Origin of the sequence: Collinsella aerofaciens (assembly GCF_015553355.1) — a bacterium.
GTDB classification, from domain to species: domain Bacteria; phylum Actinomycetota; class Coriobacteriia; order Coriobacteriales; family Coriobacteriaceae; genus Collinsella; species Collinsella aerofaciens_V.
Genome location: NZ_JADNGN010000011.1, coordinates 43148 through 57936, shown reverse-complemented (window position 1 = coordinate 57936; position 14789 = coordinate 43148). Strand labels below are relative to the sequence as shown.

13 protein-coding genes and 3 tRNA genes are annotated in these 14789 nt (G+C 59.6%); 4 read left to right on the top strand and 12 right to left on the bottom strand.

Annotated elements, in window-relative coordinates; all coding sequences use genetic code 11:
* Positions 1-142: 142 nt before the first annotated feature.
* From rplI to rpsF, 4 genes are all read right to left on the bottom strand, one after another.
* On the bottom strand, positions 143-682 hold the full coding sequence (rplI, locus tag I2D57_RS04440; RefSeq protein WP_195361618.1) for a 50S ribosomal protein L9: 540 nt from the start codon (positions 680-682) through the stop codon (positions 143-145).
* Positions 683-697: 15 nt separating this feature from the next.
* Complete coding sequence (gene rpsR / locus I2D57_RS04435; RefSeq protein WP_006235829.1) at positions 698-964, bottom strand: 30S ribosomal protein S18; 267 nt, start codon at positions 962-964, stop codon at positions 698-700.
* Between the two features lie 72 nt (positions 965-1036).
* Entirely contained in the window at positions 1037-1489 is a 453-nt protein-coding gene (locus tag I2D57_RS04430) for a single-stranded DNA-binding protein (protein ID WP_006235830.1), read from the bottom strand.
* Between the two features lie 48 nt (positions 1490-1537).
* Complete coding sequence (gene rpsF / locus I2D57_RS04425; protein WP_006235831.1) at positions 1538-1831, bottom strand: 30S ribosomal protein S6; 294 nt, start codon at positions 1829-1831, stop codon at positions 1538-1540.
* A 495-nt stretch (positions 1832-2326) separates the two neighbouring features.
* Between rpsF and I2D57_RS04420 the strand changes: the two genes are divergently transcribed.
* A tRNA-Ser gene (locus I2D57_RS04420) sits at positions 2327-2417 on the top strand.
* Between the two features lie 48 nt (positions 2418-2465).
* A tRNA-Ser gene (locus I2D57_RS04415) sits at positions 2466-2556 on the top strand.
* A 157-nt stretch (positions 2557-2713) separates the two neighbouring features.
* On the opposite strand, the gene I2D57_RS04410 is transcribed toward I2D57_RS04415, so the two are convergent.
* Positions 2714-3721: a PDDEXK family nuclease gene (locus tag I2D57_RS04410; protein ID WP_195361617.1), complete on the bottom strand. Its 1008-nt coding sequence runs from the start codon at positions 3719-3721 to the stop codon at positions 2714-2716.
* A gap of 304 nt (positions 3722-4025) precedes the next feature.
* On the opposite strand from I2D57_RS04410, the gene I2D57_RS04405 reads away from it, so the two are divergent.
* Both I2D57_RS04405 and I2D57_RS04400 read left to right on the top strand, forming a co-directional pair.
* Positions 4026-4715 carry a trimeric intracellular cation channel family protein gene (locus tag I2D57_RS04405; protein ID WP_229025710.1) on the top strand — a complete coding sequence of 230 codons (690 nt, stop codon included), beginning with the start codon at positions 4026-4028 and terminating at the stop codon, positions 4713-4715.
* Between the two features lie 106 nt (positions 4716-4821).
* Positions 4822-5967: a bactofilin family protein gene (locus I2D57_RS04400; protein WP_195361615.1), complete on the top strand. Its 1146-nt coding sequence runs from the start codon at positions 4822-4824 to the stop codon at positions 5965-5967.
* A 129-nt stretch (positions 5968-6096) separates the two neighbouring features.
* Here I2D57_RS04400 and typA read toward each other — a convergent pair whose 3' ends face one another.
* From typA to gyrB, 7 genes are all read right to left on the bottom strand, one after another.
* A complete protein-coding gene (typA, locus tag I2D57_RS04395; RefSeq protein WP_195361614.1) occupies positions 6097-7935 on the bottom strand; it encodes a translational GTPase TypA in 1839 nt (612 codons plus the stop codon).
* A 117-nt stretch (positions 7936-8052) separates the two neighbouring features.
* Positions 8053-8502 (bottom strand): hypothetical protein, encoded by a 450-nt coding sequence (locus tag I2D57_RS04390; protein ID WP_089572580.1) that lies wholly within the window; start codon positions 8500-8502, stop codon positions 8053-8055.
* Positions 8503-8532: 30 nt separating this feature from the next.
* Positions 8533-8889 carry a hypothetical protein gene (locus tag I2D57_RS04385; RefSeq protein WP_117735835.1) on the bottom strand — a complete coding sequence of 119 codons (357 nt, stop codon included), beginning with the start codon at positions 8887-8889 and terminating at the stop codon, positions 8533-8535.
* Positions 8890-8922: 33 nt separating this feature from the next.
* A complete protein-coding gene (locus I2D57_RS04380; RefSeq protein WP_195361613.1) occupies positions 8923-9423 on the bottom strand; it encodes a bifunctional nuclease family protein in 501 nt (166 codons plus the stop codon).
* Positions 9424-9581: 158 nt separating this feature from the next.
* Positions 9582-9658, bottom strand: a tRNA-Ile gene (locus I2D57_RS04375).
* A 300-nt stretch (positions 9659-9958) separates the two neighbouring features.
* Positions 9959-12667 carry a DNA gyrase subunit A gene (gene gyrA, locus I2D57_RS04370; RefSeq protein ID WP_195361621.1) on the bottom strand — a complete coding sequence of 903 codons (2709 nt, stop codon included), beginning with the start codon at positions 12665-12667 and terminating at the stop codon, positions 9959-9961.
* 41 nt (positions 12668-12708) lie between these two features.
* Positions 12709-14739, bottom strand: a complete 2031-nt coding sequence (gene gyrB, locus I2D57_RS04365) for a DNA topoisomerase (ATP-hydrolyzing) subunit B (protein ID WP_022094340.1) — start codon at positions 14737-14739, stop codon at positions 12709-12711.
* Positions 14740-14789 lie beyond the last annotated feature (50 nt).

Sequence of the window (14789 nt, the reverse complement as noted above, 5' to 3'; positions counted from 1 at the left end):
TAAAGCCGTTTGTCTCCACCCGCGTAGCGGGTGGTTTAAAGCTGGCCGCTGCGCGGCCAGCAGACTAAAGTCTTGAACAAAAGGGCGCCCTGGTTTCCCAGAGCGCCCTTCTTAGAACAAGATTGTTGCGTTGCAGCAAATGCTACTCGGCAGCAGCCTCAGTCTCGACCTCGGCGGTCTCGGCCTCGGCGACCTCAGCGGCCTCCTCGACCTCAGCCTTGGCAGCGAGCTCCTCGGCGGTAACGCCGACGAGAACGACAACCTCGGCCTTGATCTCGCGGTACAGCGAGATGGCAACGGTGTGGGCACCGGCAACCTTGATGGGCTTACCGAGCTCGACGCGCTTGCGGTCGACGTCCATACCGAGCTGAGCCTTGATGGCATCAGCGATCATAGCGGCGGTAACGGAGCCAAAGAGGATGCCCTCGTCGCCGACCTTGACGTCAACGGTGACCGTCTTGCCCTCGAAGGCAGCCTTGGTCTCGTTGGCGGTAGCCAGACGGACGGCCTCGCGCTTGGCGATGTTGTTGCGACGCTCGTCAAGCTGCTTGAGGTTGCCCTTGGTGGCGGCAACAGCGAGCTTCTTGGGGAACAGGAAGTTCTCAGCGTAACCCTGAGCGACCTCTACGACGTCACCCTCGCCGCCCTTGCCCTTGATCTCATCGAGAAGAATAACCTTCATGATGCGTCTCCCTTCTTAGCCGCGGTCGCGGTTGCCACGAGAGGAAACCACGGGGACGGTGTACGGCAGGAGAGCCATCTCGCGGGCGCGCTTGATGGCGTTGGCGATGTCATGCTGATGCTGCGTGCAAGCGCCAGTGACGCGACGGGGCTTGATCTTGCCACGGTCGGTCATGTACTTACGGAGAAGCTGAGTGTCCTTATAGTCGATGAACTCAGTGTTCTCCTTGCAGAACTGGCAGTACTTACGACGCGGCTGACGTGCAGAAAAATCATTAGCCATGTCAAAATACCTTTCGTTTGGCAACTTCGGCGAACCGAAGCCGCCTCTCACTCAAAAATAGGTGAACAACCCTTAGAACGGGATGTCCTCATCGTAGACGTCGACCGCGGGCGGCGTTGCCACCGGTGCGGCAGGACGTGCTGCGGGCGCGGGAGCTGCGGGGGCGTAACCGCCCTGATCGTAGCCACCCTGGCCACCACGGGAGCTCATAAACTCGATCTCATCGACGATGACCTCAAGCTTGCTCCGGCGCTGGCCGTCGCGCTCCCAAGAGCTGTAGCGCAGCTTGCCCTCGATCGCGACCTTGTTTCCCTTTGCCAGGAAACGGCTCACGGCCTCGGCGCGGGTGCCGAACATGGTGCAGTCGACAAAGTTGGGATAGTCCTCCCACTCGCCAGTCTGCGCGTTGCGGCGACGATCGTTCACGGCGACGCCAAAGGACAGAACCTGGGTTCCGCCGGCGGTGGCGCGCAGCTCGGGATCGCGGGTGAGGTTACCGGTGATGTTCACTCGATTGATGCTCATAACTCACTACTTCCTCTTGGGGCACAAGCCCAGTCCAAAACGACAGTCTTACTCCTGGTCGTCGCGACGGACGATCATGTGGCGGACCACAGCGTCGGTGATGCGCAGGACGCGATCAAGCTCGGCGATCTGGGTAGGATCTGCGTGGAAGTTGATGAGGGTGTAGTCACCATCGGTGAGGTCGTTGATCTCGTAGGCGAGCTTGCGCTTGCCCCACTCGTCAACGGAGTCGACCTTGCCAGCGCCCTCAGCGATCGTGGTATCGATGCGCTTCATAACAGCGAGACGAGTCTCGGGGTCGAGCGACGGGTCAACAAAGAACAGCAGTTCATAAGCCTTCATATTGTCACCTCCTCTGGGCAAATGTGGCTTCAGGTCGTGAAGGTGCGCCTGAAGCAGGAAAAGACTTGGTAATAATATCTTTCAACCTCCCAGGCCGCAAGAATATGCAGCTACAACCTCATGACCTCCACATATGTCCATACTCGCACGACGTTTCATGCGCATTCCAACCAAATGCTGACCAAAAGCTTGACGAATCTGTGGACAAGATACGGTGCCGCGGGGACAAGCTGAGCCAAGCCACAGGTCAACGGACACAAGGCTGTGGTCGCAAAATGCATACCAGTGGTCCAATTGATCGCCAAAAGATTTTGAATTCGTTTGCTCGTGGTCTATAAAGTCCTTTTTTGAGCAATTCGCTTAGCATGATTTTGCTGGTCAGACTGCATGTGCCGCGCGTTTTAGGCACAGCGCGAGACACTGTGGATCAAAAAAATGCTAAGTTTTCGGCTTGCACCTTACGATTCCTCGTGTATACTAACTTTCGCATTTAACGGAGAGTTGTCCGAGTGGCCGAAGGAGCACGATTGGAAATCGTGTAGGCGTCAAAAGCGTCTCCAGGGTTCAAATCCCTGACTCTCCGCCAGTTAATTCCAAAGCAGGCCTTCGAGCCTGCTTTGTTTTTACCCCACGCGGAGGGGTGGCAGAGTGGTTGAATGCGGCGGTCTCGAAAACCGTTTGGCCTGTATAAGGTCACGAGGGTTCGAATCCCTCCTCCTCCGCCATTAGATGGTATGAGCCCCAGCAATGGGGCTTTTTTGTTATCGAAATACGTCTCGATCCCACGCTTCCCCAAACATGTACGTCACCCTCCAAAACCGACATTTTTCGACATCTTTGAAGGCTGACGTACACGTTTGGATTGAGTTCACGGGAGTGGCACTATTCGGAAGGTGCCTCTTCGTCTCGCATGCCCTTCCAGTTGCGGATAAGCGCCTTGCGTAGTTCGTTTTGCTCTCGCTGGTACCCGGTGTCGGTACAGCGAGGCATGCCGAGTGCTTCGCGAATGTTGTTCATGGCGCGGTGAAAGGCGAGCTGGCTGCCGAACTGAGCCGAAGTGAGCGTAACGATTCGATATCCCATTTGGGAGAGAACGGCCTCTCGTTCCGCATCTGCCCCCTTGCGCTCGAACTCATCGTGAAAACCGCCCTTATATTCGATACCGAGCTCCCTGCGCTTATAGGTAATGAGGGCATCGATTTTGAGTGTTCGGGCTTTTGTGCAATGCCAGAGACGTTGAGGGATCTCGAGCGGTTTGTTGAGTTCGATACCTCGGATACCAACGCCGCCTTCGCTTGTTGGGAGCGAGAGGGCGATTGCCGAAGCGGTCTCCATAGGCGAGGCCGAGTGATCGTAGATGTGCCTGAGCGCGAGCCGTGCACGTGTGGCACCGGGTTTGCCGGGGTGCCGATCGAGCAGTTTGGTTATTTCATCCTTGGAGGTAGTGGCTGGTTGCCCGGTATAAGGGTCGGCGGGATTGAGCCTCATGCGATAATCGCCGCAAACTTCATAGCCATATTCGAGATATTCGATCCTATCCATCCACTCGGCAGCGAGCACAAAGGTGAAGGCTTCGTCGGTGATGAAGATTCCGGGCGTCAACTCGTTAATATGCTCGTAGGGAAGATTTTGTCCAAGAATGTGACAAACGACGCCTTTGGTACGAATTCGCTCGAATTCGAATACAACCGCGATATCGATAGTCTTAAGCATATCGAACGGAATGCCGCAGTCGGTAAGAGCCTGTCGTATGCGTGCAACACGTTGCTGGGTGGAGATGCCTTGTGCGCCTATCTGGTAGTCGTGCCGCGCAAGAGACTGAACCAAATTCTGGGGTGCATGATGGACAAGCCATGCGGTTTTATGCGAAATGAGAACAGGGGTATCCATTGAGGGCCTCTCGCTCTGAGCCGGTATCCAACTCTTATGTCCGTTGAAGTGGGGAAATATACCGGATGTGAGTAAATCAACTCACTCATGCTGTGAGCTCAATCCAAACATGTACGTCCGCCTCCAAAGATGTCGAAAAATGCCGTTTTTGGAGGGTGACGTACATGTTTTGGATCCCTGGCATTCCAGCAATGCCATGTCGGCATCCAGTCCCGACCGTTTGCCGAGCAATAGGGTCGCAATCGGCGCCGAACATGTACTATGTACGGGCATTGTCCAAACCCGTAACCCAAAGGACCCCATCTTGCCCGTCGTCGCCGCTATAACCGTTACCTCACATGCCTCGGATGCCATGGTCGCTATCCCATTTTGGCTCGAGATGTTCGCTGTTGTCGCTGCATCGATCTCGGGTGTGCTGGTTGCACGCGAGCACAAGCTCGACCTGGTGGGCGCGGTCGCGCTCGCGGTGGTCTGCGGTCTGGGCGGCGGTCTCTTGCGCGACATGACGCTGCAGGTGGGCAACGTCTACATCCTCAACCAGCCGATGGCGCTGCCACTCTCCATCGCCACGGCGGCCATCATCTACATATTCCCGGCAATCGTCGACAAGCCCGAAAAACTCATCCCCTTGCTCGACATCATCTCGGTCGGCATCTATGCAGCAACCGGCGCAGACAAGGCGCTGGTCTACGGCTTTGCGCCGGCGGTGTGCATCATGATGGGCTTTTTTACCGCGGTGGGCGGCGGCATGTTGCGCGATGGCTTTATGGGCGTGGTTCCGGGCATTTTCCAACGTACTAACTTTTATGCCATCGCCGCCATCGCCGGATCGACAAGCTATGTGTGTCTCGTTATGAGCGGCATCATGAGCAATGTCGCCGCGCTGGTCGTATGCGTTGTCGTGACCATGGGTCTGCGCTGGCTCTCGCTGCGCTTTGACATCAAAAGCCCCACCGAAGAAGACATCGCGCGCTTTTTGCACCGTAAAAAGTAGGCAGCACGACACAACCCCTCGAAATGCAACCGAGAGGTTCTTTTAGAGCGCCCACGCGTTGGGTACCCTGTTAGATGCATATCGAGCATCTGACGAAGGATTCACTATGCCCTGTAATCAATTCCCGTTGACCCAGCGCCGTAAAGCATGGGGCCGCATCACCATCCTGTTCGCGCTCATCGCGCTCGCGCTCACCGTGCTTCCCACGGCGTCGTTCGCCGGCACGGACACCGCAGGAAACGTACTTGCGACCGACAATGACGCCAATCCGTCCGGCGTCGAAGGTGACCTGTACTGGGCAGGTCAGGCCCTCAACTTGGATGATGTGTCCATCGGCCGCGATATCATCGCCGCGGGCGATACCCTCTCGATCCGTGACTGCACAGTGGGCGGCGCCGTCCGTCTGGCGGCACGCACCATCGACATTGCCAAGACCACGGTTGATGGCAGCGTGACCGTCGCTGGCCAGCATGTCGTGCTCAATTCCGACAGCACCGCCAACTGTTTCTACGCGATAGGCGAGACGGTTGCCCTGCGAGGCTCCACCAAGTCGGCAGCACTTGCGGGCGACACGGTGACCATCGATGGCACCGTCAAGGGCGATGTCGAGGTTTGGGCCGACAAGCTCATCCTGGGCAAGAACGCCCACATCACCGGCACCGTGAACGCGCACGTCTCCGAGGACCCCGAGCGCGCCGCGGGAGCCGAGGTCGGTGCGCTCAAGATCGACCGCACCGAGAACGAGGATACTTCCACCGTTAACGATGTCATCGGCGGTATCGTCGCCGCGGCACTCTCGACCTGCTTTGTCGCTCTGCTGCTCGAGCTCATCTTTCCGCGCGCGACCGCCAGCGCCGCCGGCATGCTCCACCAGCGCTCCATGCCCCTGTGGGTGAGCGGTCTTCTGGGCACGATTGCTATCGTCCCCGCCGTCCTACTGCTGATTATCTCTATCGCTGGTCTGTCGCTTGCCGGAACCCTCTTGTGCGGCGTTATCGGCATCGCGTTGATGTCGAGTGCCTTTGCGGGGTGCGCGATCGCCCGCATGGTTGGACACAACCAAAACCGCTACGCCATGGCAGCCGTGGGCGGCGTAATCGCAGGCGCCCTCACGGGGCTTCCCCTCGTAGGTGACTTCATCAGCGGCGTGGCCTTTGTCTTTATGCTCGGTTACATCATCCAAATCATCTGGCGCAACGCCCGCGTCAAGCCGCAGCAGCCGGCTAACACGCCAGGACTCCCCACCGCTTAGCCGCCAACCACCACAAGGGGGACAGGCACCTTTGTGGTGGTGCAAACGAACCTGTTCCCCTTGGACCAAAAAGGGCGCCGACCATTGCGGTCGACGCCCTTTCTTATTGGCGGTTATAAGCCCCAGTGCTTATTTGTTGACCTGACCGGCGCGGACAGCAGCCTTCTTACGGTCGGTGGCGTTGAGCAGACGCTTGCGCAGGCGGATGTTCTTGGGAGTGATCTCCACCAGCTCGTCGTCGGCAATGTACTCCAGCGCCTCTTCCAGAGAGAAGGTGCGAGGCGGCACCAGCTGGACGGAGATATCGGAAGTCGAGGAACGCTGGTTGCCCAGGTTCTTGGTACGAGCGATGTTGACGACCATGTCGCCGGCCTTGCTGCGCTCGCCCACGATCATGCCCTCGTAGCACTCGGTACCCGGCTCAACGAACAGCTGGCCGCGCTCCTGCAGCGTACCCAGAGCGTAGGCAACGGCCTTCTCGGTGGTCATGGAGATCATGGCGCCGTTCTGACGGTTACCGATCTCGCCGGCGTAGGGGCCATACTCCAGGAAGGTGTGGTAGAACACGCCCTCGCCGTGGGTGACGTTCATAATGCGGTTCTTAAGACCCATGACGCCGCGCGTCGGGATCTTAAACTCAAGATGGGTCACGATGCCCGAGGTGTCCATGCTCGTCATGATGCCGCCGGAGGTACCGAAGACCTCAACGACCTTGCCCGAATACTCGTCCGGGCACTCGACGACGGCCTGCTCGACAGGCTCCAGCTTGTTGCCGTTCTCGTCCTTCTTAAACAGAACGCGGGGACGACCGACCTGGAACTCAAAGCCCTCGCGACGCATGGACTCCATCAGAACGGACAGGTGCAGGATGCCGCGACCCGAGACCTCGACGCCGCTCTTGTCCTCGAGCTCCTCGATCTTCATGGTCACGTTGTTCTCGGCCTCGTTGAACAGGCGCTCCTTGAGCTGACGGGCGCCCACGATGTCGCCGTCGCGACCGACGAGCGGGGAGGTCGAAGCCTCAAAGACGATGGACAGAGTCGGCGGGTCGATCTCGATGGGCTCGAGCTCAACGGGGTTCTCGGGATCGGTGTAGACATCGCCGATATCGGTGCGGTCGATGCCCACGACGGCGGCGATGTCGCCGGCGCCGACTTCCTGGCATTCGGTGCGGCCCAGGTAGTCGAAGGTAAAGAGCTGCTTGACGGTAGCGGTGGCGCTGGAGCCGTCGTTCTTGACGACCAGGATCTGATCGCCCTGATGGATGGTGCCGGAGTACACGCGACCGATGCCGATGCGGCCAACGAAGTTGGAGTGGTCAATGGTCACGCACTGCATGGCCAGCGGGGCATTCTCGTCAACCTCGGGAGCGGGCATGTCGTCGATGATCATATCGAGCAGCGGATACATGTCCATGTTGCCGTCGTTGGGGTCAAGACGGGCAAAGCCATTCATGGCGCTGGCGTAGACCACGTGCTCCATGGCGAACTCGAGCTGGTCGTCGGTGGCACCCAGGTCGGCCATAAGGTCCAGGCAGTCGTTGTAGGCCTTCTCGGGGTTGGCGCCCGGACGATCGATCTTGTTGATAACGATCATGATCTTGAGGCCGGTGTCGATAGCGTGACGCAGCACGAAGCGGGTCTGGGGCATGGGGCCCTCAAAGGCGTCAACCAGCAGCAGGGCGCCGTCGGCCATACGCAGCACGCGCTCGACCTCGCCGCCGAAGTCGGCGTGGCCCGGGGTGTCGATGACGTTGATCTTGACGTCCTTGTACTCGATAGAGATGTTCTTGGCGAGAATCGTAATGCCGCGCTCGCGCTCCTGGTCGTTAGAGTCCAGGACGCGGTCCTCGACCTGCTGGTTGGCACGGAAGGCGTCCGTGGCACGCAGGAGCTTGTCGACCATCGTCGTCTTGCCGTGGTCGACGTGGGCGATGATGGCGATGTTCCTCAGATTGTCTACGCGCATGTAGTTCCCCTATCTTCTATCCATATACAAACGGCACGCGTATGCGGCCCGCCCAGCGATACAACGCTCAGCGGGAATATTGAGCCTTTTACCGAAAACTCGTTTATTTTAGCGATTTTAGATAAGAGGGGTTTCCTCACCTGCAGGTTCAGGGTCGCTCCACATAAAACCATCGCCGGCACCCATGCCCTCATACAGCACGTATGCCGAAAAACCGCTCTCGAGCGTGGTTTCGAAGAAGCTCACGAGCAGGGCGTCGTGATAGCCGCCGTCAATTTCGACACAACCGGTGTAGCCGATGGCATAGCGGGCGATGCGGCCCAGGCCCTCGTCCTTAAGACCCATCTTGTGCTCGGAGATAAAGTTGGTGGCCGCCTCGAGGCATGCCTCTTCGCCGTCCTCGTCGAGCGCCGCCAGATATCGGTTGGAAGCAGCGTCCTCGATCGCCACAACTACGCCCGGATTCTCGCCGGCGGCAAGGTCGTCCAAGAACGCACCAATCAGGTCACACACCATGGCGTCGAGCTCGGCGGAGACGTTACCGGCGTCCTGCATATCCTGTGCCATCTTTAGACCTTCCCATCGAGTCTGGCGTCGTTACAGTTCTTGTGCCTCGGCAGCGATCTTGGCGGCGGCGTCGCGGGCGCGCATCATATCCATCGCGCGCTTGTCGAGTACCTTGATCTGGTTGGTCAGCATTACTGCATCGACCACACCCCAGATTACCAAGCCTGTTGAAATCGAAAACCCAAGCGCACCAACTGTACCACGAAGGCGCGAGCAGATTGCCGCGACAAGGGCGGAGACGACAACCATCTTGATAAACGAGCCGCGGCGCTCGCGAAGCGTGCGGGCCTGCGTCACATAGGCAATGCGTGCCGCCTCAGAAGCCTCCGAGCGCATCTGGGCCTCGCGGGCGATCGCAGCCGCCTCAGCCGACATACCGCCGGCCATCAGCGAACGCTCCGCATCCTGGCCGCCCCGCATTTAGAAGTCATCGGGCGAGAGCGTATGGACGAACTCGTCGAACTTCTCGAACTCCCGCTCGTCGTCAACTTCCTCGGTATGGGCAGAAACAGTGCCCAGGCGATTCATGATGTCGTCCTCCACAAACATGGGGGCATTGCTGCGCACGGCAAGGGCAATGGCATCACTGGGACGGGCATCGATCTTGCGCTCGTCACCATCGGCCAGTACGACAATCGTCGCGTAGAACACCGGCGGCTCGGCGCGAACGATCTCGATGCGCTCGAGCTTGGCGCCCAGGGCGCCAACAGTATCGAGCAACAGGTCATGGGTAATCGGGCGCTCGGCGCGACCGCTATCGATGCCGCGGCTGATGGCAGCAGCTTCAAACGAACCAGTCTGAATGGAAAGGGAACGCAGTGGCGCGGGCGAGTCCGATTTGCTGCAGCGCTCGCGAAGCACGATAAGCGATGGCACGGGACCGGCGGCCATGACGATGGTCTCTATGTCGACACGAACCATGGAACACCTCCGGTACGTAGCGGTTAACACGCGGCAGTCCGCCGCATTGAATAGCTATACTACCCAAACTTTCGCACAGCACACAAAACCAAAATGAGATTTATCGCAGACAAGAAAAAAGCCCCGAGGCAATGCCCCAGGGCTCTTCACAGTTTTGATGGTGGACCTGACAAGATTCGAACTTGTGACCTCCCGGTTATCAGCCGGACGCTCTAACCAACTGAGCTACAGGTCCATCGCGCAAGGGATATATTAGACGAGTCGTTACGCGCGCGTCAACAACTTTTTTGAAAATCTTTGGAGGGGTTCGCCCCAGCCGCCCGGCGGCATATGAAGTCGCCTGCTCGGACAGTCCTGACTCGCACGGAGAGCACATTAAGTGCTCTCCGGCTCGTGCGGAACTCGCGATCGACTTCATATGCCGCCGGGCGGCCGGGGCGAACGCGGGTCCCTAGGTTTTCAAAAAAGCGGTCGGCGCGCAGGTGCGCCGACCGCCGATATATGGGGTCTGATGTTTTTGACCGGAGAGGACTACTTACTCGTCGAGGAGATCCTCTGGCATGTCGTTGCCGTCGCCTAGGTCGACTGGAGCCTCTTCGGTGTCGACTGCAGCCTCGGCGCCTTCGCCTTCGGGCTTCTCTTTGGCGGCTGTCATGCGGGCTACGGCGCAGATGCGGTCGTTGTCGTCGACGGTCATCATCTTGACGCCCTGGGTGGCGCGGCCGGTCTGGCTGATCTCGTCGGTCTTGACGCGAATGACCGTCGCGCCCTCCGTCACGATGAACAGCTCGTGCTGCGGGCCCACCGTCTTCATGGCCGCGAGGTTACCCTTACGCTCGGTCATTTGAATGGTGTAGACGCCCTGACCGCCGCGATTCTGCTCCGGGTAGTCCGCGACCGGCGTGCGCTTGCCGTAGCCGCGCTCGGTGATGACGAATAGATCGCCGTTGCCGTTAGTGACTTCCATACCCAGAACGCTCACGCCGTCCTTCAGACCGATACCGCGAACGCCGCTGGTATCGCGGCCGGTGGCGCGCACCTGCTCCTCGGAGAACATAATCGCCTTGCCCGCGGTGGTGACCAGGATAATCTTGTCGCCCTCGCGCACGCGGCGCACGTTCAGCAGCGCGTCGTCGTCACGCAGGTTGATAGCGATCAGGCCATCACGGCGGCTACGATCGTAAGCGCTCATCACGGTCTTCTTGACCATGCCACTCTTGGTGGCAAACATCAGGTACTCGTCGGCCGGGAACTCGCGGCAGCTGATGACGCTCGCGATCTTCTCGCCCTCCTCGAAGGGCAACAGGTTGACGATCGCGGTACCGCGCGCCTGGCGCGTACCCACCGGCAGCTCGTGCACCTTCAGGCGATAGACCTTGCCCTTGCTCGAGAAGAACAGCACGTACTCGTGCGTGGACGCGATGAACATCTCGTCGATGACGTCGTCCTCTTTGAGGTTGACGCCCGACACGCCCTTGCCGCCGCGCTTCTGGGCGCGGTAGGCGGCCACCGGGATACGCTTAACGTAGCCGGTGTGGGTGATGGTCACGACCATGTCCTCGTCGGCGATGAGGTCCTCGACATCCAGGTCCTTCTCAACCTGGCTGATCTCGGTGCGGCGCTTGTCGCCAAACTTCTTGGAGATCTCGCGCATCTCTTCCTTGATGACGCCCAGGATCTTCTCCTCATGCGCCAGCAGGTCCTCGTAGTAGGCGATGGCGCGGCGCAGGCCGTCCAACTCTTCTTGGATCTTGTCGCGCTCCAGGCCGGTCAGGCGGCGCAGCTTCATCTCGAGAATGGCCGTGGTCTGCTCGGGCGTAAAGCCAAAGCGCTCGATCAGGCGGCTGCTGGCCTCAGAGTCGGTCTGCGAGGAGCGGATGATGCTAATGACCTCGTCGATATGGTCAAGGGCCATCAGGTAGCCCTCGAGGATATGGGCACGCGCCTGGGCCTTCTTAAGGTCGAAGCGGGTGCGGCGGGTAACGACGTCGACCTGGTGGTCGATGTAGTGCTGCAGCATCTCGCGCAGGCTCAGGCATTTGGGAACGCCGTTGACGAGTGCCAGGTTGTTGGCGCCAAAGGTCGTCTGCAGCGAGGTGTACTTATACAGATTGTTGAGCACGACCTGCGGAATGACGCCCTTCTTGAGCTCGATGACCAGACGGATGCCCTTCTGGTTGGACTCATCGCGCATATCCGAGATGCCCTCGATGCGCTTGTCGTTGACGAGCTGGGCGATCTTCTCCTGCAGGGTGCCCTTGTTGACCATGTAGGGAATCTCGGTAAAGACCAAGCGGCTGCGGCCGGTCTTGGTGGACTCCACGTGTGCCTTGGCGCGCACGGTAATGGAGCCGCGACCGGTCTCGTAGCTCTGCTTAATGCCGGCGCTGCCCATGATGATGGCGCCGGTGGGGAAGTCCGGACCGGGCATGATCTGCATGAGCTCGTCGACGGTGGCGTCGGGGTTGTCGATCAGGTAGCAGGTGGCCTCGATCGCCTCGGTGAGGTTATGCGGGGCGATGTTGGTGGCCATGCCGACGGCGATGCCTTGGCTGCCGTTGACCAGCAGGTTGGGGAAGCGCGCAGGCAGCGCCACGGGCTCGGCGAGCGATTCGTCGTAGTTGGGCTGCCAGTCGACGGTATCCTTCTGCAGGTCGCGCAGCAGTTCCATGGCGGGCTTTGCCAGGCGGCTCTCGGTGTAACGCATGGCCGCCGCGCCGTCGCCGTCGATGTTACCGAAGTTGCCGTGACCATCGATGAGCGGCGTGCGCATGGAGAACCACTGCGCCAGGCGAACCATGGCCTCGTAGACCGCGGAGTCACCGTGCGGATGGTACTTACCGATAACTTCGCCGACCGTCCAGGCCGACTTCTTATGTGGGCGGTTGGGGTAGATGCCGCTCTCGTTCATCGCGTACAGGATGCGGCGGTGCACCGGCTTTAAGCCGTCGCGCACGTCCGGCAGGGCGCGCGCCGTGATGACCGACATCGAATACTCGATGAACGACTGCTTCATCTCGCGACCGAACTCCGAAATCTGGAGCTGGCCGCCGTTGATATCCTCACCGGCCGAGGCACCACGGTCGACTTCACCAAAGCTCTCCTCGAGCTCGGCGTCGTCTTCTTCCTCATCATCATCGGCATCGGGGTTATAGGCGTCCGGGTCGCCGTCCTCGCCCTGCTCAGCACGGGCAAGCAGACGCTTCAGATCATCGGGCATACCGGCATCGCCGGCCTCGTCCATATCCTCGTTATTGTTGATATCGTCTGCCACGTTACCTCCTCTTAAGCGTCAAGGAAACGCGCGTCATGCGCATGTTTTTCAATGTACTCGCGGCGATAGCCGACCTCGGAACCCATCAGCTCGCGCACGGCGCGGTCCGCAACCACGGCGTCCTCGATCGACACACGCTGCAGAATGCGGGTCTTTGGATCCATCGTCGTCGAGGCAAGCTGTTTGGGGTCCATCTCGCCCAGGCCCTTGTAGCGCTGGACGGTATAGCCCTTGCGCTTTTTGGTGATCTTGCCGTCCTTGGCCTTGCCGTCCTCGTCGTTATCGTCAGGGTTCAGGCCCAGGCTCTGGATGGTGTCACGCAGGATCTCGTCTTCGGGCTGGCGGCCGTTGGGATACACGTAGTGGATCTTGTTGCGCACCTTAATGCCAAAGATGGGCGGGCAGGCAACATAGACGTAGCCGGCATCGATCAGCGGACGCATGTACTTGTAGAAGAACGTCAGCAGCAGGATGCGGATATGCGCACCGTCGACGTCTGCATCGGTCATGATGATGATCTTGTGGTAGCGCGCCTTGGTGATATCGAAATCGCCGCCGTCGCCGGCACTCGTCGTGACGCCGCAGCCGATCGCGGTAATCAGCGACTGGATGGTGTCACTCGAGAACGCGCGATGGTCACCAACGCGCTCGACGTTCAAAATCTTGCCGCGCAGGGGCAGAATCGCCTGGATGTCTCGGCGACGGCCGTCCTTGGCCGAACCGCCTGCCGAGTCGCCCTCTACGATGAAGAGCTCGGTCAGCTCGGCATCGCGCACCGAGCAGTCAGCGAGCTTACCGGGCAGGGACGCCGTCTCGAGCAGGCTCTTGCGACGGGTCGCTTCGCGCGCCTTGCGGGCGGCGTTGCGCGCCTTGCAGGCCTGTTGCGCCTTCTTGACGATCTCGCGGGCGGGCTTGGGATGCTCCTCCAAGTAATCGGCGAGGCCGTCGGTCACGATCTTGAGCGTCAGCGCGCGCATATAGGAGCTGCCGAGCTTGGCCTTGGTCTGGCCCTCAAACTGCGGATCGGGCAGCTTGACCGAGATAACGGCCGAAAGGCCCTCGCGCACATCGTCGCCGGTCAGGTTGGCGTCTTTTTCCTTGAGCAGGTTCTGCTTGCGCGCGTAATCGTTGATCACGCGGGTGAGCGCGGTGCGGAAGCCCTCAAGGTGCATGCCGCCCTCGGGGGTGTAGATGTCGTTGGCAAACGACATGACGTTCTCGCCGTAGCCGCTATTCCACTGCAGGGAAACCTCAACCTCGCCCATCTTGGCCACAGGTGCGTCCGGGTCCGATTTGCCCTCGATGTAGATAGGCTCCTTAAAGGCCTCGGGGACGTCCTTGCCCTCATTGAGGAACTTGACGAAGTCGATGATGCCGCCCTCGTAGCAAAACTCCTCCACGTGGGGAGTAGACTCGCGCTCGTCAGTCAGCACGATTTTGAGGTTCTTATTGAGGAACGCCGTCTCCTGCAGACGGTTGTGCAGCGTATCGAAATCGTAGATGCATGTCTCGAAGATCTCGTCGTCGGGCCAGAAGGTGACGGTGGTGCCCGTCGAATCCGAGGTGCCCACGACCTCCATCTTCTTAACGGTCTTGCCGCGCGAGAACTCCATCTCGTAGGTGTTGCCGTCGCGACGAACCTGAACGACCACGCGCTTGGACAGTGCGTTGACGACGGAGATGCCAACGCCGTGCAGGCCGCCCGAAACCTTATAGGCCGAGTTATCGAACTTACCGCCGGCGTGCAAGATCGTCATGACGACCTCGAGCGTCGGGATCTTTTTAACAGGGTGCTCGTCGACGGGGATGCCGCGCCCGTTGTCGACGACCGTGATGGAGTTGTCGGCGTGGACCGTCACCTGGATCTCGGTGCAGAAACCGGCCATGGCCTCGTCGACGGAGTTGTCAACGATCTCCCACACCAGGTGATGCAGACCGCTGGCGCTCGTCGAGCCGATATACATGCCCGGGCGCTTACGAACGGCCTCGAGACCTTCGAGAATCTTAATCTCGCCGCCATCGTAATCGTTTTCGTTTGCCACACGTCCTCCTTCAGTCAAGAAAATGTGTACAGCCTTACTAGTTTATCGTA